The following is a 23504-nucleotide window of genomic DNA, read 5'->3' on the forward strand; positions in this document are numbered from 1 at the left end:
TAGCGCAGGCGACATGGACAACCCGCCCCGTGGAGCACCCGCCTTGACCGTTTTGACCGACGCCGATCTTCCAACCCCGGGCGTGATCGCCGGGCGCATCGACCTGGCCTCGCGGATCGCGGCGTTCGATCTCGATGGCACGCTCCGGCACGAGGCGCGCGCGCTGTGGGCGGTGCTCGAACCTCAGGCCGACACGATCATCATGGCCTATTGGGACCAGTGGCTGGTCGAAAATCCCGGGCAGGAACACTGGTTCCGCCAGGATCAGAAGCGGCTGGTCGAACTGGGCGTGCTCTATCTCAAGAACCGGTTCTGCCATCTCGACGAGCGCTACTGGGTCGAATCGATGGAGCGATCGGTGACCGCCGGATACAAGGCGCGCGTCACGACGATGTCGCTGCTGTCGATGACCTGTGCCAGCGATCGTGCGGCGCTGGGGCTGCTGCTGAAGTTGGTACCCGCCGACGATCCGCGCTTCCCCGTCTTCGTCGACGTGCTGCTGCGGTTGTTCGGGATGGAATCGGAAATCACGGTCGAAATCTACAACAACCTGTGCGCCCACACCGCGGGGCTCGCCCGCGAGCGACTCGCAGGGGCGTTCCAGAGCGATATTCGCGCCACGGTCGAATCGGCGTCCGACGAAAGCGTCGCGCTGCGCCGTCAGAGCCATCAGGCGAGCACGGTGGCGCGGGGGATGCTGGGCAAGGCAAGCGAGGTCGCCGCCGCCGCTGAACAATCCGCGGTCGCGATGCGCGAAGCCGCACAGACCGCGGCGGGGCTGATCCGCGCAATCGAAGATGCGCGCGGCGAGGTCGAGGTCGCCGCCGAGGTCGCGACCCGCGCCGCCGGGCAAGCGGGCGAAGCGGTCGGGATGAGCGAGGCGCTGAGCGACCACGCCAAATCGATCGAATCGATCCTGGGGCTGATCCGCGATATCGCGGGACAGACCAACCTGCTCGCGCTCAACGCCACGATCGAGGCCGCGCGCGCGGGCGACGCGGGCCGCGGCTTCGCGGTCGTCGCGCAGGAGGTGAAGAGCCTCGCCAACCAGACCGCGCGCGCGACCGACGACATCGCGGGCAAGATCGCCGCGATTCAGGCCGCGACCAAGGGTGCGGTCGAAACCAATATCGGGATCAAGACCACCGTCGCCGAGGTCCAGGAAAGCGCCGAACGGATCCGTTACGCGATGGAGGCGCAGGCGCAGACCGTCACCGCGATCACCGCGGCGGTCGACGAAACCGCGCTGGCGGCGGATTCGATGTCGCTGACGATCGCCGCGATCCGTCAGGATACCGAGACGGTGGCGAGCGAGATGGACGGGGTCGGGCGCGGCTTCGACGTGCTCGACGAACGGATCGGGACGCTGAAGACCAGCGCGGGCGTGTTCGTCGGCAAGGTTGCGGCTTGAGCGAACCCATGACCACGGTCACCCCCGAACGCTCGGTCGCGGAGCATCTGCGCGATTATGACTGGGACGGCGCAATCGCGCCGGGCTGTGCGGCCATCGTCGCCGCGCTGACGCCCGCCGATTTCGAGGAATTCGCCAAGGGATTCTGGGAGCATTATCTGACCCTTCCCACCACGGCATCGATCCGTGGCTATTTCACGCCGGAACGGCTGAGCGCGCGAATTGCGAGCAGCCTCGCCTATGCGCAGGCCAAATATCACCACCCGTTCGACGATCACTGGAAGCGGATCGCGATGCGCCATGCGGAGGAATCGCGTAAGAGCGGCATCCCGCTGCCCACTCTGCAGGCAGCACTCTCCTTTTCGCACAGCCGGACACTTGCGCTGATCCACGAACGGCTCGACGACGATTCGGCGCGGGTTCTCAAGCTGTGCGATGTCGTTCAGCGGATCACGCTGGTCGAGGCCGATATCATGTCGCAGCACGTCGCGGCGCTCGATGCCGCCGATGCCGCGGCCGAACGGCTGGAGCGCGCCGCGACGTTCCGCGATCACATCGCATCCTCGATCGAGACCGCCGCCGCGCTGGGTGCCAAGATCGAAATCCAGGCGGATAGTGCCTCATCGACGACGCAGGCAGTGCTGGGCCGCGCCGGCGAGATCGCCGCCGCCGCCGAACAATCCGCGGTCGCGATGCGCGACGCGGCACAGACCGCGGCGGGGCTGATCCGCGCGATCGAGGATGCGCGCGGCGAGGTCGAGGTCGCCGCCGAGGTCGCGACCCGCGCCGCCGGGCAAGCGGGCGAAGCGGTCGGGATGAGCGAAGCGCTGAGCGTCCACGCCAAATCGATCGAATCGGTGCTGGGGCTGATCCGCGATATCGCGGGGCAGACCAACCTGCTCGCACTGAACGCCACAATCGAGGCCGCGCGCGCGGGTGACGCGGGCCGCGGCTTCGCGGTCGTCGCGCAGGAGGTGAAGAGCCTCGCCAGCCAGACCGCGCGTGCGACCGATGATATCGCCGGGCAGATCGCCGCGATCCAGGCCGCGACGCGCGCGACGGTCAACACTAATATCGGCATCCGCACCATCGTCGGCGAAGTCCAGGGCAGTGCCACCCGCATCCGCTCCGCGATGGAAGCGCAGGTTATGACGGTATCGTCGATCACCGCGTCGGTCGACGAGACCGCGCTGGCAGCCGGATCGATGGCGACCACGATCGCGACGATGCTCGCCGACACCCAGTCGGTGTCGAACGAGATCGCCGCGCTGGGCAAGGGCTTCGGCGAGGTCGGCGACGAACTGTCGCGGCTGCGCGTGTCCGCGGACGATTTCTCCGCCAGCGTCGGCTAGGAACCCCGCACTGGCGCGGCTACACCGCGCGACATGACGATTCTCCTGACCGGTTCGAGCCGCGGCATCGGTGCCGCGATCCATGCGACGCTGACCGCCGCGGGCGTCCCCGTGCTGGGGCATGGCACCAACAGCGGGATTCCCGCCGATTTCGCCGACCCCGCCGCGCCCGCCGCCTTGTGGCGCGAGGCGCTCGATCGCGCAGGCGGCACGATCGACGTGCTGATCAACAACGCCGGGGTGTTCGAAGCGAATCCGATCGAGGCGGACGACTGGTCCGAGCAATGGGACCGGACGATGCGCGTCAACCTGACCGCGTCCGCCGAATTATGCCGTCTCGCGGTCCTCCACTGGCGCGAGCGGCGGGTCGGCGGGCGGATCGTCAATATCGCGAGCCGCGCCGCCTATCGCGGCGACAGCCCCGCGCACTGGCATTATGCGGCGTCGAAGGCCGGGATGGTCGCGATGACCAAGACGATCGCGCGCGGCTATGCCGCCGAGGGCATCCTCGCCTTCACGATCTGTCCCGGGTTCACGATGACCGGGATGGCGGAGGATTATATCGACAGCCGCGGGGGCGACAAACTGCTCGCCGACATCCCGCTCGGCAAGGTCGCGGCCCCAGAGGAAGTCGCGTCGGTCGCACGCTATTGCGCGCTCGAGGCACCCGCGTCGATGACCGGCGCGGTGATCGACGTCAACGGGGCGAGCTATGTCCGCTGACGCGGCACCCGAAAGCTGGAAGATCACGCTCCCCTGTACCCGCGCCGAGGCGGAGGCAATCGATGCGGGCGCGATCGAGAGCGATGCGGTGCTGATGACGACCGAGGAGGTCGAAGACGACCGCGAGCATTGGCGGCTCGATGCCTATCTCGAGCACGAGCCGGATGCCGCGACGATCGTGCAGCTGCGCGCGCTCGTGCCGAGCGCCGCCGATATCGAGCCGGTGATCGAGGCGCTGGTCGCCGCCGACTGGGTGACGATGAGCCAGGCCGGGCTTGAACCGATCCGCGAGGGGCGGTTCGTGGTCCACACCAGCGCGCATCCGGCCGAGACGCCGCCCGGGGGCCGCGCGTTCCTGATCGACGCGGGGCAGGCGTTCGGGACCGGGCACCACGCCACGACCTCGGGCTGCCTCGCGATGCTCGATGCGTTGGCGGCGGAGACGTTCACCGATGTCATCGACCTCGGCACGGGAACCGGGCTGCTCGCTTTCGCCGCGGCGCATCTGTGGCCCGCCGCACGGATCATGACGACCGATATCGACCCGCGCGCGATCGACGTGACCCGCGAAAATGCGGCGGCGAACGCGATCGAGGGAATCGATCTCGTCGTTGCGGACGGCACGCTCGCCCCCGCGATCGGCGCGCGCGCACCCTATGATCTGGTCATCGCCAACATCCTCGCCGGGCCGCTGGTATCGATGGCTCCCGAAATCGCGGCGATCGCGGCACCGTCGGCACGGATCGTGCTGGCGGGCCTGCTTGAAGCCCAGCGGGACCAGGTCGTCGACGCGTTCGCGGCCTGCGGGTGCGCGCTCGAGACGGTCGACCGGCGCGGCGAGTGGAGCGTATTGCGGCTGACCGCGGGCACCACGCGCTACGTGCCCACCGCCCCGCCCGATCCAACGGGCCGCGCCGGCTGGGCGCTCGACCTCTGACGCCACTTGGCGAACGCCCCTTACAATTTGCGGCGATCGCGCCTATATACATCCCGCTGACGTCGCATGCGACGGATATTGGACCGCATCATGCGTCCCCCTTTGTCCCTTTCTAGCCTCACCGAAGCCGGGATGTATCGCGATTGGTGCATGCCCGTCATACCTGGGACAAGGATACCCAAGATGATCACCGGAACCGTAAAATTCTTCAATGCCGACAAGGGCTATGGCTTCATTGCGCCTGAAGGCGGCGGGGACGACGCGTTCGTTCACATTTCGGCCGTGGAACGCGCCGGGATGCACACCCTCGATAAGGACCAGCGCGTCTCTTACGAGCTCGAGAACGACAAGCGGGGCAAGACCTCCGCCGTCAACCTCCAGGCCGCATAAGCGACCTGACCGCGGCGAGGCTCCCCTAGGGGCCTCGCCGTTTCTCTGTTTGAAGGACGAACGACATGTCGAGAGCGCTCAACATCAAGGCGAGCCAGGCCGACATCGTCGCGACCTGTGCCAAACGGAACATCGGCATCAGCGCGATCGAAGCGCTGGCCTCGGGCGGCACCCGCGTCGTCATGAATAACGCCGAAGACACCGCGACGATCGCCAAGAGCTATGGCTCGAAGGTCATCGCCGGTGAGGTGACGCGCGTCGCGACGCGACTCAACCGCGCCTGGTAATCAGGCGCGCTTGCCGAGCGCGTAGGCCTGTGTGCCGCGCGTCATGACGTCATCCCCATCGACGATCGCCGCGACCGGAATGTCGGGTTGCGCCTTGAGCTGTTCGTAGAGCGGCGCGAAATCGGTTTCCACCGTCAGGCGCAGCAGCTCGTCGAAGCTCGGGATGACGAAATAATTCTGCTGGAAATCGTCGATCCGATAGTCGGTCCGCATGACGCGCGCCAGGTCGAACCCGATCCGGTTGGGACTGGGGTCGTCGAGCGCAAAGCGGCTTTCGGCGTAGCTCGATACGATTCCCGACCCATAGATCCGCAAGCCTTCAGGCTCCTGGATCAGACCGAACTCGACCGTGTACCAATAGAGCCGCCCGAGATAGTTCAGCGCGTCATGCTGCATCGCGCGCTGGCCGCCGCGGCCATAGGCTTCCAGATAATCGGCGAACACCGGATCGGCGAGCATCGGGACGTGACCGAACACGTCGTGGAACACGTCGGGTTCCTGCAAATAATCGAGCTGGTCGGGGCGGCGGATGAAATTGCCCGCGACGAACCGCCGGTTGGCCATGTGATCGAAGAACACCTCGTCGGGAACCAGCCCCGGCACCGCGACGACCTGCCACCCGGTCAGTTTCATCAGTCGATCGCTCAGTTCCGCGAAATCGGGAATGCCGGGTTTCGACAGCTTGAGCACATCGAGCCCGCGCAGATACGCTTCGGACGCGCGCCCCGGCAGCAGCTTCGCCTGGCGCGCGAACAGCGTATCCCAGGTCGCGTGCTCTTCGGGCTTGTAATGCGCCCAATCCTGCGGAACCGTCCAGTCGGCGGTGGCCCCGGTCGGCGGGGTATCGAGCGCGTGCGTGGTATCCATAATCGCACTGTCCTAGCATGACTTGCCGATGACCGAAAACGCCTGCCCATGCTGATCCGCTTCCTCCGCTGGTTCATTGCGGGAATCGTGCTGGTGCTGGTCGGCTATGGCGCGGCGGGGATGGTCGGCGGCGCGATCCCCATCAACCGCGACTGGCGCGCGCCGACCCGCGGCATCGCCATCTATGTCGAGAGCAACGGCGTCCACACCGCGCTGATCCTGCCCAAGGTCGCGGGCGGCGTCGACTGGCGCGGGCTCGTCGACCCGCGCGACCTGCGCGATCCGCGCTATGCGGGGTATGACCATGTCGCAATCGGCTGGGGCGAACGGCGCTTCTTCCTCGACACGCCGACCTGGTGGGATGTCCGCCCGGCGACGATCCTGGCCGCGTCGATCGGGAGCGACGCGACGCTGATCCATGTCGAGCACATCCCTGCGCCCGCCGCGACCGACCCGGACGCGCGGCGGATCATCCTCACGCCCGCGCAATATGCGCGACTCGCCGCCTTCATCCGCGCCAGCGTCGCACCGGGCGGGCGGCGCTATCGCGGCTATTTCGATAACGACGCCTTCTACGAGGCGCGCGGGCATTACGACGCGGTCAGGACATGCAACGACTGGACCGGCGACGCGCTGCGCCACGCCGGGGTCAGGATCGGCGGCTGGACCCCGTTCGCGGTGACGGTGATGGGGTGGTTTCCGGGGTAGGCGGCGGTGCGGGGCGGGGTCGGCGGTCGCGCGTGAGACCCGATCAACATCGAACCGTTCGCCCTGAGCTTGTCGAAGGGCCTGAGTCTCACCGTGCTTCGACAGGCTCAGCACGAACGGAAGCCTTATAACTCTCGGCGCTACCCGCCATACCCCGCACGATACCCCTGATACTGGCAGGCCTCGCGATCGTTCGGATCCTGGCGGCAACGCTTGGCGGCCTCGCGGCGCGCCTTGCCTTCCTTGGCCTCCTGCTTGCGCATCTTGCGCCCATAGTTGCGGTCGGATTCCTCCTGGCTCGTCGTCGTCCAGTCGATCGCCTTGCCCGCGACCTGGAACGGTGCCTTGACGATGCTCGCAGCGGTGCTGACGCAGCCTCCGGTCGCGAGCGGCAGCAACAGGATCGGTAACCAACGGCGCATCATGTCATCCCTCCGGCGGCATCACGCGCCGCCGCACCAACTAGCGGAAAATCGGTGAAGAATCCATCCACGCCCTGGGTGATCGCCGACTCGATCTCGCCACGCAGGTCGCCGTGCGCGCGCGGATCGTCGCCGCGGCGGAAGCGTCCGGGCAGGAAATAGCCCTCCGCGCGATAGGTCCAGGGATGGACCCGCAACCCAGCCGCATGCGCATCGGCGACGAGCGTGGTCGGCACCTCGCCCTGCCACAACTGCGCCTTGTCCGGCCCGATCCCGTACGCATAGGTCGCGATCTGGGTCAGCCCCGCGGGCGTCAGCATCGCGGCATAGCTCGGCGCGGCGCCATCGGCGGGGCCACCCTCCCCCGCAGTCAACTGGATGAGGCGGATCTTGGTCATGCCGTGCAACCGCTTGAGGTTCTCGACCTCGAACGACTGGATGAACACCGGCGCATCGGGACGGTCCCAGCCCGCCGCGCGCAATTGCTCGACCAGCAACGCGTCGGTCGGGTGGCCGATATGCGCGAAATAGGTTGGGTGTTTGGTCTCGGGATAGACGCCGACCTCGTGTTTCTTGGCCAGCGCGATGATCTCCGCGAGCGTCGGTATTTCATAACGCCCGTCATACGCCGCATTGTCGGGGCGCAATTGGGGCAGCCGCTCCCTGGCGCGCAGCGTTTTCAGTTCAGCGAGCGTGAAATCCTCGGTGAACCAGCCGGACAGTTGTTTGCCGTCGATCGTCCTGGTCGTCCGGCGCACCGCGAATTCCGGGTGGTCGGCGACATCGGTGGTGTCGGAAATCTCGTTCTCGTGGCGCGCGACCAGGATGTCGTCGCGGGTCGGGACCAGATCCGGCTCGATAAAATCGGCACCCTGTCCGATCGCGAGTTCATACGCCGCCAGCGTGTGTTCGGGGCGCAAGCCGCTGGCGCCGCGGTGCGCGATCACGATCGGGGGGGTCGGGGACTGCATCGTGACACCCTGCCCCGCGCTGCCCGTGGATGCAAAAACCGCCAAACCCGCTATTCGGAGCCAAGCGTCGGAAACCATCGTGGCGACACGCGTTACCATCCTACCGAGACGAGGGGCGAGAAGCATGAAATTCACCATCAACGGCCGATCCTATGAGGCGGAGGCGGACATCCGCACCTCCGTGCTCGATCTGCTGCGCGAGCATGTCGGGCTGACGGGGAGCAAGAAGGGTTGCGACCACGGCCAGTGCGGCGCGTGCACCGTCCTGATCAACGGGCGTCGCGTCAACAGCTGCCTGACGCTGGCGGTGATGCACCAGGATGACGAGATCACGACGATCGAGGGGCTCGGCACCCCCGACGATCTCCACCCCTTGCAGGCGGCGTTCGTCGCGCACGACGGCTATCAATGCGGCTATTGCACCCCCGGCCAGATCTGTTCGGCGGTCGGCATGCTCGACGAGGCGAAGAAGGGCTGGCCGAGCCATGTGTCAGCCGATCTGGAACATAGCGACCTGTCGGACGCCGAGATTTCCGAACGGATGAGCGGCAACATCTGCCGCTGCGCCGCCTATCCCAACATCGTCGATGCGATTCGTGAAGTTGCCGGGCGAGCGCCCGCTGGTCGCGACGTTGCGGGAGCGGACGCATGAAAACCTTCACCTACGAAAAAGCAACGAGCGCCGAAGCCGCGGTAGCGGATACCGCGGCGACAACGCGGTTCATCGCGGGCGGCACCAACCTGCTCGACCTGATGAAGCTCCAGGTCGAAACCCCCGAAAAGCTCGTCGACATCAGCCGCCTGCCGCTCGCCGAGATCGAGGACATGGACGACGGCGGGCTGCGGATCGGCGCACTCGTCCCCAACAGCGATCTGGCCGCCGATTCCCGCGTCATCGAACGCTACGAAGTTCTCAGCCGTGCGCTGCTCGCGGGCGCATCCGGGCAGCTGCGCAACAAGGCGACGACCGGGGGCAACCTCCTCCAGCGGACGCGCTGCTATTATTTCTACGACACCTCGACGCCGTGCAACAAGCGCGAGCGCGGGACCGGCTGTTCGGCGATCGGCGGGTTCAACCGGATTCTCGCGGTGCTCGGCACCAGCGACCAGTGTATCGCGACGCACCCCAGCGATATGGCGGTCGCGATGCGCGCGCTCGACGCGACGATCGTCACGCTGAAGCACGACGGCGACAAGCGCCGCCTGTCGATCCACGATTTCTACCGACTGCCGGGCGACACCCCCGATATCGAAACCGTGCTCGAACCGGGCGAGCTCATCACCCATGTCGAGCTTCCCGCCCCGCCACAGGGGGCCAGGCAACTCTACAGCAAGGTCCGCGACCGCGCCTCCTATGCATTCGCGCTGGTGTCGGTGGCCGGCGTCGTCGCCGTCGAGGATGGCAAGATTGCAAGTGCGGCGCTGGCTTTTGGCGGGCTCGGGCCGATGCCGTGGCGCGACGCTGCGGTCGAGGCTGCGCTCGTCGGCAAAGTGCCCTCGGATGACGGGTTCGCGGCGGCGGCGGATGCGCTGTTGAAGGGCGCACAGGGTTTCGGCTCGAACGATTTCAAGATCCCGCTCGCGCGCCGCACGCTGATCGCGTGCCTGCGCGACCTAACCGGAGAATAAGCGATGCTGGGACTCGACAAAGGCGACCATGTGACGCTGACGATGGACGAGGCCCATCCCGTCAGCCTGCTCGATACGGGCGTTCAGGGCGTGATCGGCAAGCCGCTGTCGCGAGTCGATGGCCCGGACAAGGTGTCGGGTGCGGCGACCTACGCGGCGGAATATGCGCTCGACGACCTGGCCTATGGCGTGCTGGTCGGCGCGGCGATCGGGAAGGGCCGGGTCGTCTCGATCGACGCTGCCGCCGCCAAGGCGATGCCGGGAGTGATCGATGTCGTGACCGATTTCGACACCTTCATCCGGGTGTCGCAGCAGGGCGGTGAGACCGAGGCACCGACGCAGGGCGTCCGGGACATCGAATATTTCGGCGAGATTATCGCGATCGTCGTCGCCGAGACGTTCGAGGCGGCACGCGATGCCGCCGAGCGGTTGCCGGTCGAGTATGAACGCGGCGACGGTGTCTTCGCGTTCTCGATGGACGACGCGCGCGATGGCGATCTGCCGACAAACATTGTCCCCGCGCGCACCGAGCAGGGCGATATCGATCAGGCGATGCGCGATGCGGCGGTAAGCGTCGATGTGACCTATACGACGCCGAGCCAGAATTCGGCGGCGATGGAACCGCATGCCTCGATCGCGACGTGGGAGGGCGATTCGCTGACGCTGTACGGCGCGTACCAGATGCCGACCTCCGACGCGCAGCAGCTCGCCGAATCGCTCGGTATCGCGGCAGACAAGGTGCGGATCATCGCGCACTTCATCGGCGGCGGGTTTGGATCGAAGCTCGGCATCGCGCCCGAGAGCGTCGCGGCGGCGGTGGCGGCGAAGCGGCTCGGGCGCCCCGTCAAGGCGGTGATGATGCGCCAGCAGGTGTTCGACGCGACGGTGCGCCGGTCGAACACGTCGCAGCGGATGCGGCTCGCCGCGAGGGCGGACGGCACGCTGATCGGGATCGGCCACGAGACAACCGCGTCCAACCTGTCGACCGAGGATTTCTTCGAGCCGGCGGGCATCTCGACGCATTTCCTCTATGCGGGCGACAACCGGCTCGTGAGCCACGATCTGGTTCGGCTGAACTGGCTGCTGTCGGGATCGATGCGCGCGCCGGGCGAGGCGGTGGGGCTGCTCGGCCTCGAATGCGCGGTCGACGAACTCGCGATGGCGCTCGACATCGATCCGATCGAGCTGCGCCGGATCAACGAGCCCGCGCGCGACCCCGAAAAGGACGTGGATTTCTCGTCGCGCGCGCTGATGCCCGCGCTCGACACGGGCGCGAAACGATTCGGCTGGGAACAGCGCCCGGTGCGCCCCGGCACGCGGCGGGAGGGCGAGTGGCTGATCGGCATGGGAGTGGCCGCGGCGGCGCGCGCCAACATGCTGATGGAGACCTCCGCCAAGGTCGCGATCCACCCCGACGGCAGCGTCACCGTCTCCTCGGCGATGACCGATATCGGCACCGGCAGCTATACGATCCTGACCCAGGTAGCCGCGGAGATGCTGGGGGTGCCGATGGACCGGATCACGATGGAACTGGGCGACACCAACGACGTCCCCGCCGCCGGATCGGGCGGATCCTGGGGGGCGTGCTCGTCGGGATCGGCAATCTATCTCGCGTGCGAGGCGCTCCGCGGCAAACTCGCGCGCGCGATGGACGTCGCCGAGGCGGCGCTGACGCTCAAGGACGGCAGGGCGATCGGCGACAACCGCTCGACCCCGATCGGCGACCTGGTCGGCGACGGGATCGAAGCGATCGGCACGATCAAACCGGGCGAGCAGGAAGAGCTGTTCACCCAGGCATCGTACGGAGCGCATTTCGCGGAGGTCGCGGTCAACCGGGTGACGGGCGAAACCCGCGTCCGGCGGATGCTCGGCGTGTTCGCCGCCGGGCGCATCCTCAACGAAAAGACCGCGCGCTCGCAATGCCTGGGTGGGATGACCTTCGGGATCGGCGCGGCGCTGACCGAGGATCTGATCCACGACACCCGGACGGGCAAGCTGGTGAATCGCGATCTCGCCGAATATCATGTGCCGGTCAACGCCGACGTGCCACAGCTCGAGGTCGTGTTCCTCCCCGAACGCGACATCCACGCCAATCCGATCCACGCCAAGGGGATCGGCGAACTCGGCATCTGCGGCGCGGGCGCGGCGATCGCCAACGCGATCTACAATGCCACCGCGATCCGGGTGCGCGGTTTCCCGATCACGCTCGACAAGCTGATCGCGGCGCTGCCCGCGGTGTGACCTGCCCGACGAGCCTCGACGCGGGCGCGCGCACGACCTAGGGCATGCCGATCGCTGGAGGGGCTCTGACCGACTGATGACCGAACAGATGATGGATGCACCGTATCGTCCCCACGGGCTGACGAACGGCGAACAGGGCGTGCTCGGCCAACCGCTGCCGCGGATCGAGGGCGCCGCGAAGGTCACCGGCCAGGCGACCTATGCGTATGAAGGCACGCCTGCCGGCATCGCCTACGCCGGGATCGTCGGCGCCCCGCGCGGATCGGGCACGATCGAGCGGATCGACGCGAGCGCCGCCGAGGCGCTGCCCGGCGTCATCGCGGTCATTCATGGCGACCCGCGGATGCCCGCGGGCGAAGCCAACAGCCGTGCGATGCCGAGCTTCGCGAGCGACACCGTGTTCCATTATGGCCAGCCCGTCGCAATCGTCGTCGCCGAAAACCAGGCGGTCGCACGCGAAGCTGCGGCACTGGTCGTCGTCGAGATGACTCCGGGCCAGGACCGGTTCGACCCGCGCGCGGAGCCGATCGATACCGCGCCAAAAATCGGCTTCCTGCCACCGATCGCGAAGGGCGACCTCGACGCCGCGCTCGCCGAGGCGGCGGTGGTGTTCGACCAGACCTATACGACCCCGATCCACTTTCCCGCGGCGATGGAGCCGCATGCGTCGACCGCGTGGTGGGAAGACGACAAGCTGATCGTCCGCTCGAGCAACCAGGTGATCGGCGCGGCACGCGGGACAATCGCGCAGGCGCTGGGGATCGACAAGGACAAGGTCCGCGTCCTCGCGCCCTATGTCGGCGGCGGGTTCGGCGGCAAGACCGGGGTGGGGCCGGAGGTGATCCTCGCCGCGATCGCGGCCGAAAAGATCGGTCGCCCGGTCAAGGTCGCGCTGCCGCGCCGCCAGACCGCGTATCTTGTCCATCACCGCTCCGACACCGTCCAGCATATCAAGATCGGCTGCGACGAAAATGGCATCATCTCGGCGTTCGCGCATCTCAGCGTCGCGGCGCAGCACGACGATGGCGAATTTCTCGAACCGGTGCCGTTCGGCACGCTGCCGCTGTATCGCGGCGCGGTGCGCCACTTCAAGACCGACCTCGTCCGGGTCGACCTGCCCGCGACCGGCGCGGTGCGCGCACCGGGAGAGGCGGTTGGCACCTTCGCGGTCGAATGCGCGATGGACGAACTCGCCGAACAGCTCGGGCTCGACCCGATCGAGCTCCGCAAGCGCAACGAGCCCGACACCGATCCGCTCAGCGGCAAACCGTTCAGCACCCGGCGGATGATCGATTGCTATGACGACGGCGCGACGCGGTTCGGCTGGAACCCCCAGCCCCCCGCCTCGGTTCGCGAGGGCGAATGGCTGATCGGCACCGGCATGGCGGCGGCGCTGCGCGGCAACTTCACCGTCAACGCCGAAGCGATCGTGCGGCTGGAGGCGGATGGCCGCGCGATCGTCGAAACCGACATGACCGACATCGGCACCGGCACCTACACGATCCTCGCGCAGACCGTGGCCGAGATGCTCGGGCTGCCGATCGCCGATGTCGAGGTGCGGATCGGCGACACCGATCTGCCACCCAGCGCGGGCTCGGGCGGGTCGTTCGGCGCGGGCTCGGCCTGTTCGGCGGCGGTGCTGGCGTGCGAAGATATCCTCACCGAACTCGCGCGACGGATCAACGCGAGCCCCGACGAACTGCGGCTGAAGGACGGCTGCGTCCGGGTCGCGGGGCGCGAAACCGCGCTTGCCGATCTGGTCCGCGGCGAGCCGATCGTTGCGCGCGCCAAGTCCGGCCCTGGCGCGGAAAGCAAGCGCACCAGCCAGGCGAGCCACGGCGCACAATTCTGCGAAGTCGCGGTCAACGCGGTGACCGGCGAGGTCCGGGTAAGGCGGATGATCGGGGTGTACGACGTCGGGCGCGTGCTCAATCGCAAGACCGCCGCCAACCAACTGATCGGCGGGATGGTCTGGGGCATCGCCTATGCGCTGTCCGAAGACGGCATCGTCGACACCCGGACGGGCCATTTCGTGAACCCCGATTTCGGCGAATATCACGTTGCGGTGAACGCCGACGTCCCCCAGATCGAGGTGCATTTCATCGAAGAGGTCGACACCTCGGCGAACCCCGCGGGCGCCAAGGGCGTCGGCGAACTCGGCATCTCGGGCGCGGGCGCCGCCGTCGCCAACGCGATCTACAACGCGACCGGCGTGCGCGTCCGCGATTTTCCGGTGACGCTCGACAAATTGCTGGCGGGGTTGCCGCCGGTGTAATGCTTACTCCTCCCCCGCCGGGGGAGGGGTATCGCGCCGCAAAGCGGCGTCGTGGAGGGGCAGCCCAGCAGCATATCGCCTGTGGCTGCCCCTCCACCCCGCTCTTCGAGCGCGGTCCCCCTCCCCGTACCGGGGAGGATTTGAGGAAGTGACCATGGCCGAAAACGATTCCGTCCTCGCCGCCGCCACTGCCTGGAAGGGCGAACGACTCGCGATCGCGACCGTCACCTCGACCTGGGGATCGGCGCCGCGCCCGCGTGGCAGCCACATGCTGGTCCACGAAGACGGGCGCTTCGAAGGCTCGGTATCGGGCGGCTGCGTGGAGAGCGACATCCTCGATACCGCCGCACAGGTGATCGCGGGCGCGCCGTTCGTCGTGAAGAAATACGGCGTCGCCGATGCCGCGGCGTGGGAAGTCGGCCTGCCGTGCGGCGGCGAGATCGAGGTGATGGTTCAGCCCGTCTCCGCCGCGGGGTTCGATCCCGAGCTGTTCGACCGGATCGCCGATGCGCGCGATGCCGGGCAGGCGTTGGTGGTCACGACCGACCTGACATCGGGCCACAGCGATTTGCGCCCGCAGCAGACCGGCGAGGTCTTCGTCAACCGCTATGATCCGCCGCGGCGGCTGCTGATCGTCGGTGCGGTCCAGATCGCGCAGGCGCTGGCGCAATTGTCACGCGCGCTCGGAATCGAGACCGTGCTGATCGATCCGCGCGCGCGCTTCCTGACCGAAGAGCGGTTCCCCGGCGTCACGCTCGACGATCGCTGGCCCGACGAGGCGATCGAGGCGCTCAAGCCCGGTCCTGCGACCGCAGTGGTCACGCTCTCCCACGACATCAAGATCGACGACCCCGCGCTGATCGCGGCGCTGGCGAGCAATGCCGCCTATGTCGGCGCGCTGGGATCGCGCAAGAGCCACGCGGCGCGGCGCGAACGGCTCGCCGCGGCGGGCGTGACCCCTGCGAATCTCGATCGGATCGATGCCCCGGTCGGGATCGACATCGGCGCGATCGGGCCGTCGGAGATCGCGCTGTCGGTCGCCGCCGCGATGATCGCCGCGTTCCACGAGAAGCGCACATGATCCGCCCCGAAGACGTCGTCCTGATCCTGCTCGCCGCAGGGCGCAGCGAGCGGTTCGGCGATATCGGCAGCAAGCTCGACGAACCCTTCCTCAACCGACCGCTCGGCCTCCATGTCGCGGTCGCGCTCGAAGCGGTGCCGTTTCGCGAGCGCATCGCGGTGGTCGGCAACGCCAAGGTCGATTTTCCCAGCCACGGCTTTCGCGTGCTGACCAACCACGACCCCAGCCGGGGCATGGCCTCATCGGTCAAGATCGGGGTCGAACACGCCAAGGCGATCGGCGCGAAGGCGGTGCTGATCGCGCTGGCGGATATGCCGCGGATCACCGCGACTCATGTCTATACGCTGTTCGACGCATTCGATGACGACGCCGCGGTGGTCGCCTCGAGCGACGGCGAACGCCCGAGCCCGCCCGCGCTGTTCGGCTGCGCGCAGTTCGACTTCCTGTTGGCGCTCGAGGGCGATTCGGGCGCGCGCGATATGGTCCGCCGCGGCAAGCATGTCGTGACCACCCCCGCCGAGCTGATCGACGTCGATACCCAGGAGGAGCTCGAACGCCTCCGCGAACTCGTCCACGCGCCCGAGGCCTATACGCGGCACCACCGGCGGCCCTGAGCGGCGCTATTCCAGTTCGAGGATCACCTGATCGACCGCGAGGCTGTCCCCGGTCGCCGCCTCGAGCGCCTTCACCACCGCGGATTTTTCGGCGCGCAGGATGTTCTCCATCTTCATCGCCTCAACCACCGCGAGCGGCTGCCCCGCCTCGACCTTGTCGCCGACCTTCACGTCGAGCCGGACGAGCAACCCCGGCATCGGGCTGACGAGGAATTTCGACAGGTCGGGCGGCACCTTCTCGATCAGGTGCCGCGTCAGCCCCGCGAACCGCGCGGGCAGCACCCGCACGACATGGCTCGCCCCGCGCGTCGTCAGGCGAAATCCGCCCGGCACCATCGCCAGCCGGATCGACAGGTCGCCCTGTTCCTCGCTCTCGACATGAACGATCCGGTCGCCGGGCGTGTATTCGAGCGCCAGGTCGAGCATCTCGCCGTCGACGATCAGCCCGTCGGTCGACACCGTGACCGCGGAATCGACCTTGTCGATCGTCGCGACCCAGTCGGCGGGCGGGCGCAGCGTCCGCCCCAGTTGCCCGTCGATCCGCCGCGCGCGATCGGCGTGCGCGGTCGCGGCGAAGGCGGCGACCGCCGCCAGCGTCCGCTTGAGATCGGCGTCGGCGGGCGCGCCGTGAAAGCCGTCGGGATATTCCTCGGCGATGAACCCGGTGGTGATGTTGCCCGATCGGAACCGCGGGTGCTGCATCAGCGCGGAGAGGAAATCGATGTTGTTGCCCGGCCCCTCGATCTCGAACGCATCGAGCGCCGCGATCTGCGCATCGATCGCCGCCTCGCGCGTCGGTGCCCAGGTGATCAGCTTGGCGATCATCGGGTCATAGAACATGCTGACCTCGCCGCCCTCGCGCACGCCATCGTCGACACGGACGATGGGCTCTGCTCCCCTCCCGCTTGCGGGAGGGGTCGGGGGAGGGCTTGTCGAGGCAAACGAGCCGGGTGCGGACACGCCCTCCCCTAGCCCCTCCCGCAAGCGGGAGGGGGACTGAAGCGGCGGCGCATACCGCACCAACCGCCCGATGCTCGGTAGGAACCCGCGATACGGATCCTCGGCATAGACCCGGTTCTCGATCGCCCACCCGTTGATGCCGATGTCGGCCTGCGCGAACGGCAGCTTCTCTCCGTGAGCGACCCGGATCATCAGCTCGACCAGATCGACGCCGGTAATCTCCTCGGTCACCGGATGCTCGACCTGGAGCCGGGTGTTCATTTCGAGGAAGTAGAACCCCTCCCCCGTTGTGTCCGCGCCGCTGACGATCAGCTCGACCGTCCCGGCCGAATAATAGCCCACCGCCTTGGCCAGCGCGACCGCCTGCTCGCCCATCGCCTGGCGCATCTTCGGCGTCACGAACGGCGACGGCGCTTCCTCGACCACCTTCTGGTGCCGCCGCTGGATCGAACATTCGCGCTCGTTGAGATAGATGACGTTGCCATGCTGGTCGCCGATCAGCTGGATCTCGATATGCCGCGGCGTCTCGATGAATTTCTCGATGAAGACACGGTCGTCGCCAAAGCTGGCGAGCCCCTCGCGCTTGGTCGCCTCGAAGCCCTCGCGGACGTCCTGTTCGCCATAGGCGAGCCGCATCCCCTTGCCGCCGCCGCCCGCCGACGCCTTCATCATCACCGGGTAACCGATATCGCCCGCGATCCGCACCGCCTCGTCGGTATCCGCGATCTCGCCGAGATAGCCCGGCACGACGTTGACCCCCGCTTCCTTGGCCAGCTTCTTCGATTCGATCTTGTCCCCCATCGCCGCGATCGCATTCGGCGGCGGCCCGACGAACGCGATCCCCGCCTCGGCACACGCGGTCGCGAAACTCTCGCGCTCCGACAGGAAGCCATAGCCCGGATGGATGCAATCCGCGCCGGTCTCCTTGGCCGCGAGCAGGATCAGATCGGCGTTGAGATAGCTTTCCGCCGCGGGTGCCGGCCCGAGCCGCACCGCCTCGTCTGCCATCAGCACATGCGGCGCGCGTGCGTCGGCATCCGAATAGACCGCGACGGTCGCGATCCCCATCTTCTTGGCGGTGCGGAACACGCGACACGCGATTTCGCCGCGATTGGCGACCAGGATTTTTTTGAACACTTACTTCTCCCCTCCCGCTTGCGGGAGGGGCCGGGGGAGGGCCTGTCCGCAATTGGGCGATCTTCTCGAGGGACACGCCCTCCCCTAACCCCTCCCGCGAGCGGGAGGGGAACTACGCCGCCGCCACCCGCATCGGTTCTTCCGCCGTCATCGGTCGTACGCCCAGCTTCGCGAACAGCGCCGCGTCCGCGCTGTCGCCACGATTGCCCGTCGTCAGCAGCTTGTCGCCCGTAAAAATCGAATTCGCGCCCGCCATGAAGCACAACGCCTGCGTCGCTTCGGACATGCTCTCGCGCCCCGCCGACAACCGCACCATGCTGAGCGGCATCGTGATCCGCGCCACCGCCACCGTCCGCACGAATTCGATATCGTCGATCTTGGCCAGCGGGGTATCCGCCAGCATGTCGCCGAGCACCGTGCCGCGCACCGGCACCAGCGCGTTGACCGGCACGCTCTCGGGATGCCGCGGCAGCGTCGCGAGCGCGTGGACGAAGCCGACGCGGTCTTCGCGCGTCTCGCCCATGCCCACGATCCCGCCGCAGCACACGTTGATCCCCGCGCGCCGCACCTCTTCCAGCGTCTCGAGCCGGTCGGCGAAGGTCCGCGTCGTGATGACGCTGTCATAGCGTTCGGGCGAGGTATCGATATTGTGGTTATAGTAATCGAGCCCCGCCTCGGCGAGCATATCCGCCTGTTTGGGCGTCAGCATGCCGAGCGTCATGCACGTCTCCATCCCCATCTGGCGCACGCCCTTCACCATCTCGACGATCGCGGGCATGTCGCGGTCCTTGGGGTTGCGCCACGCCGCGCCCATGCAGAACCGCTGGCTCCCCGAATCCTTCGCCTGCGCCGCCATCTGCAGAACGCTGCGCGGGTCCATCAGCTTGGTCGCCTTGACCCCGCTGTCGGCGCTCTTCGATTGCGAGCAATAGCCGCAATCCTCGGGGCAGCCGCCCGTCTTGATCGACAGCAGCGTGCACAACTGCACCTCGCCCGCGGCGTGATATTCGCGGTGGACGGTCTGCGCGCGGAACATCAGCTCGTCGAACGGCAAGTCGAACAGCGCGGCGATTTCGTCGCGGGTCCAGTCGGTGGTCACGCCAGTCTCGTGGTGCGCGGCTCCCGCAGTCGTGGGCGCAAGGGTAGCTAGGTCGAAAGTCATGCAGCTTCCTCGATGGATCGATCGTCGCGCAGCGTGGCATAAGCCGCGAGCGCAGGGGCATAATAGGGCGCGGCGCGACGGGCGTGTTCGCCCGCGGGGCCGGTGTCGAGCGCGGCCGACACCCGGCGAACCACGCGCACCGACAGCGTGTCCAGCGCAGCGACCGCGACGCCGATCGTGAACAGCACCGCGCCGCTATCGGGCAGGCGTCGCAGCGTCTGCCGCTCGCAGCGCAGGTACAGCGTCTGCCCGGCATTCTCCCTCGTCACCTGCGCGAACCGTGTCGCGGGGTCGTCGGTCGGCAGATACCGCCACGCATCATCGGCGACGACGAACCAATTGGCGCGCCCGAAGATCGGCCCCGCCGCCAGCGTTGCGAAGAAATGGTCGACCCCCGCCGCCAGTTGCTCGGCATAACCGTGGATCGGCGCATGGATCGCGGCGAGCGGCTGGCCGATCTTGTCCTCGACGCGCCAGTCGGTCGGAAACGCGACCGCCGCCCCGGTCAGCACATACGCATCGCCATCCGCCTGGAGGATGCACAGATCCTCCCACGTCGCGCGCGCCGCTTCTGCGAGCCCGCCCGCAACCCCGATCAGCGCGGCGACCTCACGCCCCGCCGCCTCGGCGCCCGGCAGCACCCGAACCGCGTCGGGATGCGCATCGAACGCGTGCGCGCGCGCCGCCCGGTCGACATCGCGCTGCAGCCACGCCGCCTCGGACACCCGCGACAGACCCATCCGCGGCGCACCACCGCCGCGCCCCGCCATCGCCAGCTCTTCGACCGAAAAGCCGAGCATCACGCGGTCGGCTTTCGCGCGAGATAGACGCCCACGGTCATCACGATCAGCCCGATGATCCGCCGCGCGGTGACCGGGGTCACGATCGCGCCCCACAGCCCGAAATGATCGATCACGCTTGCCGCGACCATCTGGCCGAGCAGCACGAAGAACACCGCGTTGCCGATCCCGATCTTCGGCCCCGCATAGGTGATCGCGAGGATGTAGAACACGGTGAAGAACGCGCCGAGATAATAGACCGGCGGGGTCGCGGCAAAGCGCGCGACGGACGGCGGCTGGCCGAACACCGCGAGCACGATCGCCGCCAGCGCGAACGCGCCCGCGAACAATACCGCGCTCGCCGCGACCGGGCTCGCCAGCCGCTGCCCGAGCCCGGCGTTGAGCGTTGCCATAATCGGAATCCCGATCCCCGCCGCCAGCATCAGCAGCGACAGCAGCAGCGCGGTGGCGGGATGCGGCGCGGTGCTCACTCGGCAGCTTCTTGCACGCTATCCTGCGGCGGCATGTTGTGGCCGAGCAGCCGCAGCACCTCCTCCGCCGCCTGGATCAGATTGGTGCCGGGGCCGAAGATCGCCTGTACCCCCGCATCGCGCAGCGCCTGGTAATCCTGCGCGGGGATGACGCCGCCTGCGATCACCTTGATATCGGGGCGGCCCGCATCCTTGAGGTGGTCGATCAGCGCGGGGATCAGCGTCTTGTGTCCCGCCGCCAGGCTCGACGCCCCGACGACATCGACATCCTTTTCCAGCGCCAGCCGCGCCACTTCGGCGGGAGTCTGGAACAGCGGCCCCGGCACGATCTCGAACCCCAGATCGCCGAACATGCTGCTCACCAGATTGGCGCCGCGGTCATGCCCGTCCTGTCCCATCTTGGCGACCAGCATCCGCGGTTTGCGCCCCAGCCGTCGCTCGGTCGCCTCGACGCCATCGGTCAGCCGCTCCCAGCGCGCATCGTCGGCATACGCCCCGCCATAAATCCCGCTGACCGGGGTCGGCTGGGTATCGTACCGCCCGAACACATCCTCCATCGCCGACGAGATTTCGCCAAGCGTCGCGCGCGCCCGCGCCGCCTCGACCGCAAGCGCGAGGAGGTTGTCGTCGCCTGTTGCCCCCTCGCGCAACGCATCGAGCGCCGCCCGACACGCCGCCTCGTCGCGCGTCGCCTTGACGTGTTCGATCCGCCGCACCTGCGCCTCGCGCACCGCGACGTTATCGACATCGAGGATGTCGATCGGATCCTCGTTCTCGAGCCGGTATTTGTTGACCCCGACGATCACGTCCTCGCCGCGATCGACCCGCGCGGCGCGGCCTGCGGAGGCCTCCTCGATCATCGCCTTGGGCCAGCCCGCGGCGACCGCCTTGGCCATCCCGCCTTCGCGCTGGATCCGCTCGATCAATTCCCACGCGCCATCGACCAGGCTCTGGGTCAGGCTCTCGATATAATAGCTGCCACCGAGCGGGTCGACGACGTTGGTCATCCCCGTCTCTTCCTGCAGCACGATCTGCGTATTGCGCGCGATCCGCGCGGAAAAATCGGTCGGCAGCGCGATCGCTTCGTCAAGCGCGTTGGTGTGGAGCGACTGCGTCCCCCCCAGCATCGCCGCCATCGCCTCGATCGTCGTGCGCATGACGTTGTTATACGGGTCTTGCTCGGTCAGCGACACGCCCGAGGTCTGGCAATGCGTCCGCAGCATCTTCGACCGTTCGTCAGCTGCGCCCAATTGCGTCATCGCGCGATGCCACAACGTGCGCGCGGCGCGCAGCTTGGCGATCTCCATGAAGAAGTTCATGCCGATCGCGAAAAAGAAGCTCAGCCGGCCGGCGAACTTGTCGATATCGAGCCCGCTCGCGACCCCGTATTTCACATATTCCATGCCATCCGCGATCGTGAACGCCAGCTCGTGGAGCTGCGTCGCGCCCGCCTCCTGCATGTGATAGCCGCTGATCGAGATGCTGTTGAACTTCGGCATTTCGCGACTGGTGTAGCCGAAGATATCCGAGATGATCCGCATGCTCGGTTCGGGCGGGTAGATGTATGTGTTGCGGACCATGAACTCCTTGAGGATGTCGTTCTGGATGGTCCCGTCGAGTTGGTCGCGTGCGACGCCCTGCTCCTCGCCCGCGACGATGAAAAAGGCGAGGATCGGGATTACCGCGCCGTTCATCGTCATGCTGACCGACATCTTGTCGAGCGGGATGCCGTCGAACAGGATCTTCATGTCCTCGACGCTGTCGATCGCGACGCCTGCTTTGCCGACGTCGCCGGTCACGCGCGGATGGTCGCTGTCGTACCCGCGGTGCGTCGCCAGATCGAACGCGACGGAAAGGCCCTTCTGCCCCGCGGCTAGGTTGCGGCGATAGAAGGCGTTCGATTCCTCGGCGGTCGAGAACCCCGCATATTGGCGGATCGTCCACGGCCGCCCCGCGTACATCGTCGCCTTCACCCCGCGCGTGAATGGCGCGAAGCCGGGCAGGCCGGGATCGCCAACCTTATCCGGCGTTACATCGTCTTCGGTGTAGAGCGGCTTGACCACGATCCCCTCGGGCGTCGTCCAGTCGAGATCGCGGCCCTTCGATTCCTTCGCGGCGCGCGCCTGCCAATCGGCCAGTGTAGGGCGCGCGGTCGGCTCGTCTTGCGGCGCGGATTCGCGCGTGCTGGCCGCATCCTCGCCCAGATTGGTCTCGATCTCCGCCATCAACTACCCTTGACCATCAATTACCGTTGAACCGCGCCTTGCGCTTCTGGAGGAACGCCATGCCCCCCTCCATCGAATCCGCACTCCCGCGCGCATGGCGCTGGTTGTCCGCCTCGGTCGCCATCGCGGTCGCATAGTCGCTTTGCAGCGCCTGCGCGAGGCCACGACGCATCAGCCCCAGCGCAACGGTCGGCCCCGCGGCGAGTCGCTCGGCCAACGCGAACGCCTGCGCGTCGAGCGCGTCGTCCGCCACGACCTTATGGACCATCCCCCAGTCCAACGCCTTGGCGGCGGGCACCTTCTCGCCCAGCAGCATCATCTCGGTCGCGCGCGCGCGCCCGATCAGCCGCGGCAGCATCCACGACGCGCCGCCGTCGGGGACGAGCCCGATGTTGACGAACGCCTGGAGGAAATACGCGGTCTCGCTCGCGACGCAGAAATCGGCCGCGAGCGCGAGGCTGCACCCGATCCCCGCCGCGGGTCCGCGGACCGCGCTGACGACGGGCACGCTGAGGTCGGCGAGCGCGAGCATCGTGGGATTGTAAAACTCGGTCAGCGCCGTGAACGTCGTGTTGCCCGGATCGTCACTACCTAGCGCGCCACCGCCGACATCCGCCCCCGAACAGAACGCGCGCCCCGCCCCCGTCACCAGCACCGCACGCGCGCCGCCCAGATCGGCTAACGCGTCACGCAATTCCACGAACATCGCGGGTGGCGCGGCGTTGAGGCGCTCGGGCCGGTGCAATGTCACCACCAGCACGTCGCCGCGCCGCTCGGTCAGGATGTGCTGGTATTCGGTCATGTCGTCTCCACCGGCTGGACGACCGCCTTACTCCGTTCGC

22 protein-coding genes are annotated in these 23504 nt (G+C 67.6%); 13 read left to right on the top strand and 9 right to left on the bottom strand.

Annotated elements, in window-relative coordinates:
- Window positions 1–52: 52 nt before the first annotated feature.
- From EAH84_RS11630 to EAH84_RS11655, 6 genes are all read left to right on the top strand, one after another.
- Complete coding sequence (locus EAH84_RS11630) at window positions 53–1411, top strand: methyl-accepting chemotaxis protein (protein ID WP_241656578.1); 1359 nt, start codon at window positions 53–55, stop codon at window positions 1409–1411.
- Window positions 1412–1419: 8 nt separating this feature from the next.
- Window positions 1420–2763: a methyl-accepting chemotaxis protein gene (locus tag EAH84_RS11635; protein ID WP_140872136.1), complete on the top strand. Its 1344-nt coding sequence runs from the start codon at window positions 1420–1422 to the stop codon at window positions 2761–2763.
- A 33-nt stretch (window positions 2764–2796) separates the two neighbouring features.
- Window positions 2797–3486 (top strand): SDR family NAD(P)-dependent oxidoreductase, encoded by a 690-nt coding sequence (locus EAH84_RS11640; protein ID WP_140872138.1) that lies wholly within the window; start codon window positions 2797–2799, stop codon window positions 3484–3486.
- A complete protein-coding gene (locus EAH84_RS11645) occupies window positions 3476–4423 on the top strand; it encodes a 50S ribosomal protein L11 methyltransferase (protein WP_140872139.1) in 948 nt (315 codons plus the stop codon). Before EAH84_RS11640 ends, EAH84_RS11645 begins: the two co-directional genes overlap by 11 nt.
- A gap of 183 nt (window positions 4424–4606) precedes the next feature.
- On the top strand, window positions 4607–4813 hold the full coding sequence (locus EAH84_RS11650; protein WP_140872141.1) for a cold-shock protein: 207 nt from the start codon (window positions 4607–4609) through the stop codon (window positions 4811–4813).
- Between the two features lie 65 nt (window positions 4814–4878).
- The gene (locus tag EAH84_RS11655; protein WP_140872143.1) at window positions 4879–5100 is read left to right on the top strand and encodes a hypothetical protein; all 222 of its coding nucleotides are present in this window, start codon (window positions 4879–4881) and stop codon (window positions 5098–5100) included.
- Here the strand turns inward: EAH84_RS11655 and phhA are convergent, their stop codons facing one another.
- Window positions 5101–5967 (bottom strand): phenylalanine 4-monooxygenase, encoded by an 867-nt coding sequence (gene phhA / locus EAH84_RS11660; protein ID WP_140872145.1) that lies wholly within the window; start codon window positions 5965–5967, stop codon window positions 5101–5103.
- Window positions 5968–6015: 48 nt separating this feature from the next.
- Between phhA and EAH84_RS11665 the strand changes: the two genes are divergently transcribed.
- A complete protein-coding gene (locus EAH84_RS11665) occupies window positions 6016–6675 on the top strand; it encodes a TIGR02117 family protein (protein WP_241656571.1) in 660 nt (219 codons plus the stop codon).
- A 140-nt stretch (window positions 6676–6815) separates the two neighbouring features.
- On the opposite strand, the gene EAH84_RS11670 is transcribed toward EAH84_RS11665, so the two are convergent.
- Together EAH84_RS11670 and EAH84_RS11675 are read right to left on the bottom strand one after the other, a co-directional pair.
- Window positions 6816–7097, bottom strand: coding sequence for a hypothetical protein (locus EAH84_RS11670; protein ID WP_425326456.1), 282 nt, complete (start codon window positions 7095–7097; stop codon window positions 6816–6818).
- On the bottom strand, window positions 7097–8068 hold the full coding sequence (locus EAH84_RS11675; protein ID WP_140872149.1) for a glycerophosphodiester phosphodiesterase: 972 nt from the start codon (window positions 8066–8068) through the stop codon (window positions 7097–7099). Before EAH84_RS11675 ends, EAH84_RS11670 begins: the two co-directional genes overlap by 1 nt.
- Window positions 8069–8192: 124 nt before the next feature.
- Between EAH84_RS11675 and EAH84_RS11680 the strand changes: the two genes are divergently transcribed.
- The 6 genes from EAH84_RS11680 to EAH84_RS11705 all read left to right on the top strand — a co-directional run bounded on the left by EAH84_RS11680 (window position 8193) and on the right by EAH84_RS11705 (window position 15908).
- Window positions 8193–8720: a 2Fe-2S iron-sulfur cluster-binding protein gene (locus EAH84_RS11680; RefSeq protein WP_140872151.1), complete on the top strand. Its 528-nt coding sequence runs from the start codon at window positions 8193–8195 to the stop codon at window positions 8718–8720.
- Window positions 8717–9697, top strand: a complete 981-nt coding sequence (locus EAH84_RS11685) for an FAD binding domain-containing protein (protein WP_140872153.1) — start codon at window positions 8717–8719, stop codon at window positions 9695–9697. The genes EAH84_RS11680 and EAH84_RS11685 overlap by 4 nt, the downstream gene beginning before the upstream one ends.
- A 3-nt stretch (window positions 9698–9700) precedes the next feature.
- Window positions 9701–11938 carry a xanthine dehydrogenase family protein molybdopterin-binding subunit gene (locus tag EAH84_RS11690; RefSeq protein ID WP_140872155.1) on the top strand — a complete coding sequence of 746 codons (2238 nt, stop codon included), beginning with the start codon at window positions 9701–9703 and terminating at the stop codon, window positions 11936–11938.
- 76 nt (window positions 11939–12014) lie between these two features.
- The gene (locus EAH84_RS11695; RefSeq protein ID WP_140872157.1) at window positions 12015–14213 is read left to right on the top strand and encodes a xanthine dehydrogenase family protein molybdopterin-binding subunit; all 2199 of its coding nucleotides are present in this window, start codon (window positions 12015–12017) and stop codon (window positions 14211–14213) included.
- A 154-nt stretch (window positions 14214–14367) separates the two neighbouring features.
- Window positions 14368–15294 (top strand): XdhC family protein, encoded by a 927-nt coding sequence (locus tag EAH84_RS11700; protein WP_140872159.1) that lies wholly within the window; start codon window positions 14368–14370, stop codon window positions 15292–15294.
- On the top strand, window positions 15291–15908 hold the full coding sequence (locus EAH84_RS11705) for a nucleotidyltransferase family protein (protein WP_140872161.1): 618 nt from the start codon (window positions 15291–15293) through the stop codon (window positions 15906–15908). Before EAH84_RS11700 ends, EAH84_RS11705 begins: the two co-directional genes overlap by 4 nt.
- Window positions 15909–15914: 6 nt before the next feature.
- Here EAH84_RS11705 and EAH84_RS11710 read toward each other — a convergent pair whose 3' ends face one another.
- The 6 genes from EAH84_RS11710 to EAH84_RS11735 all read right to left on the bottom strand — a co-directional run bounded on the left by EAH84_RS11710 (window position 15915) and on the right by EAH84_RS11735 (window position 23464).
- Window positions 15915–18005, bottom strand: coding sequence for an acetyl-CoA carboxylase biotin carboxylase subunit (locus EAH84_RS11710; RefSeq protein ID WP_140872163.1), 2091 nt, complete (start codon window positions 18003–18005; stop codon window positions 15915–15917).
- Between the two features lie 112 nt (window positions 18006–18117).
- On the bottom strand, window positions 18118–19167 hold the full coding sequence (bioB, locus tag EAH84_RS11715; protein ID WP_140872165.1) for a biotin synthase BioB: 1050 nt from the start codon (window positions 19165–19167) through the stop codon (window positions 18118–18120).
- The gene (locus EAH84_RS11720) at window positions 19164–19967 is read right to left on the bottom strand and encodes a DUF3445 domain-containing protein (RefSeq protein WP_338326039.1); all 804 of its coding nucleotides are present in this window, start codon (window positions 19965–19967) and stop codon (window positions 19164–19166) included. The genes bioB and EAH84_RS11720 overlap by 4 nt, the downstream gene beginning before the upstream one ends.
- Window positions 19967–20437: a DMT family transporter gene (locus EAH84_RS11725; protein ID WP_241656573.1), complete on the bottom strand. Its 471-nt coding sequence runs from the start codon at window positions 20435–20437 to the stop codon at window positions 19967–19969. The genes EAH84_RS11720 and EAH84_RS11725 overlap by 1 nt, the downstream gene beginning before the upstream one ends.
- The gene (gene scpA / locus EAH84_RS11730) at window positions 20434–22662 is read right to left on the bottom strand and encodes a methylmalonyl-CoA mutase (protein ID WP_241656574.1); all 2229 of its coding nucleotides are present in this window, start codon (window positions 22660–22662) and stop codon (window positions 20434–20436) included. Before scpA ends, EAH84_RS11725 begins: the two co-directional genes overlap by 4 nt.
- A 16-nt stretch (window positions 22663–22678) precedes the next feature.
- Complete coding sequence (locus tag EAH84_RS11735; protein ID WP_140872169.1) at window positions 22679–23464, bottom strand: enoyl-CoA hydratase-related protein; 786 nt, start codon at window positions 23462–23464, stop codon at window positions 22679–22681.
- Window positions 23465–23504: the final 40 nt, after the last annotated feature.

The organism is Sphingomonas oligophenolica, from assembly GCF_006438955.1.
Classification (GTDB): domain Bacteria; phylum Pseudomonadota; class Alphaproteobacteria; order Sphingomonadales; family Sphingomonadaceae; genus Sphingomonas; species Sphingomonas oligophenolica_A.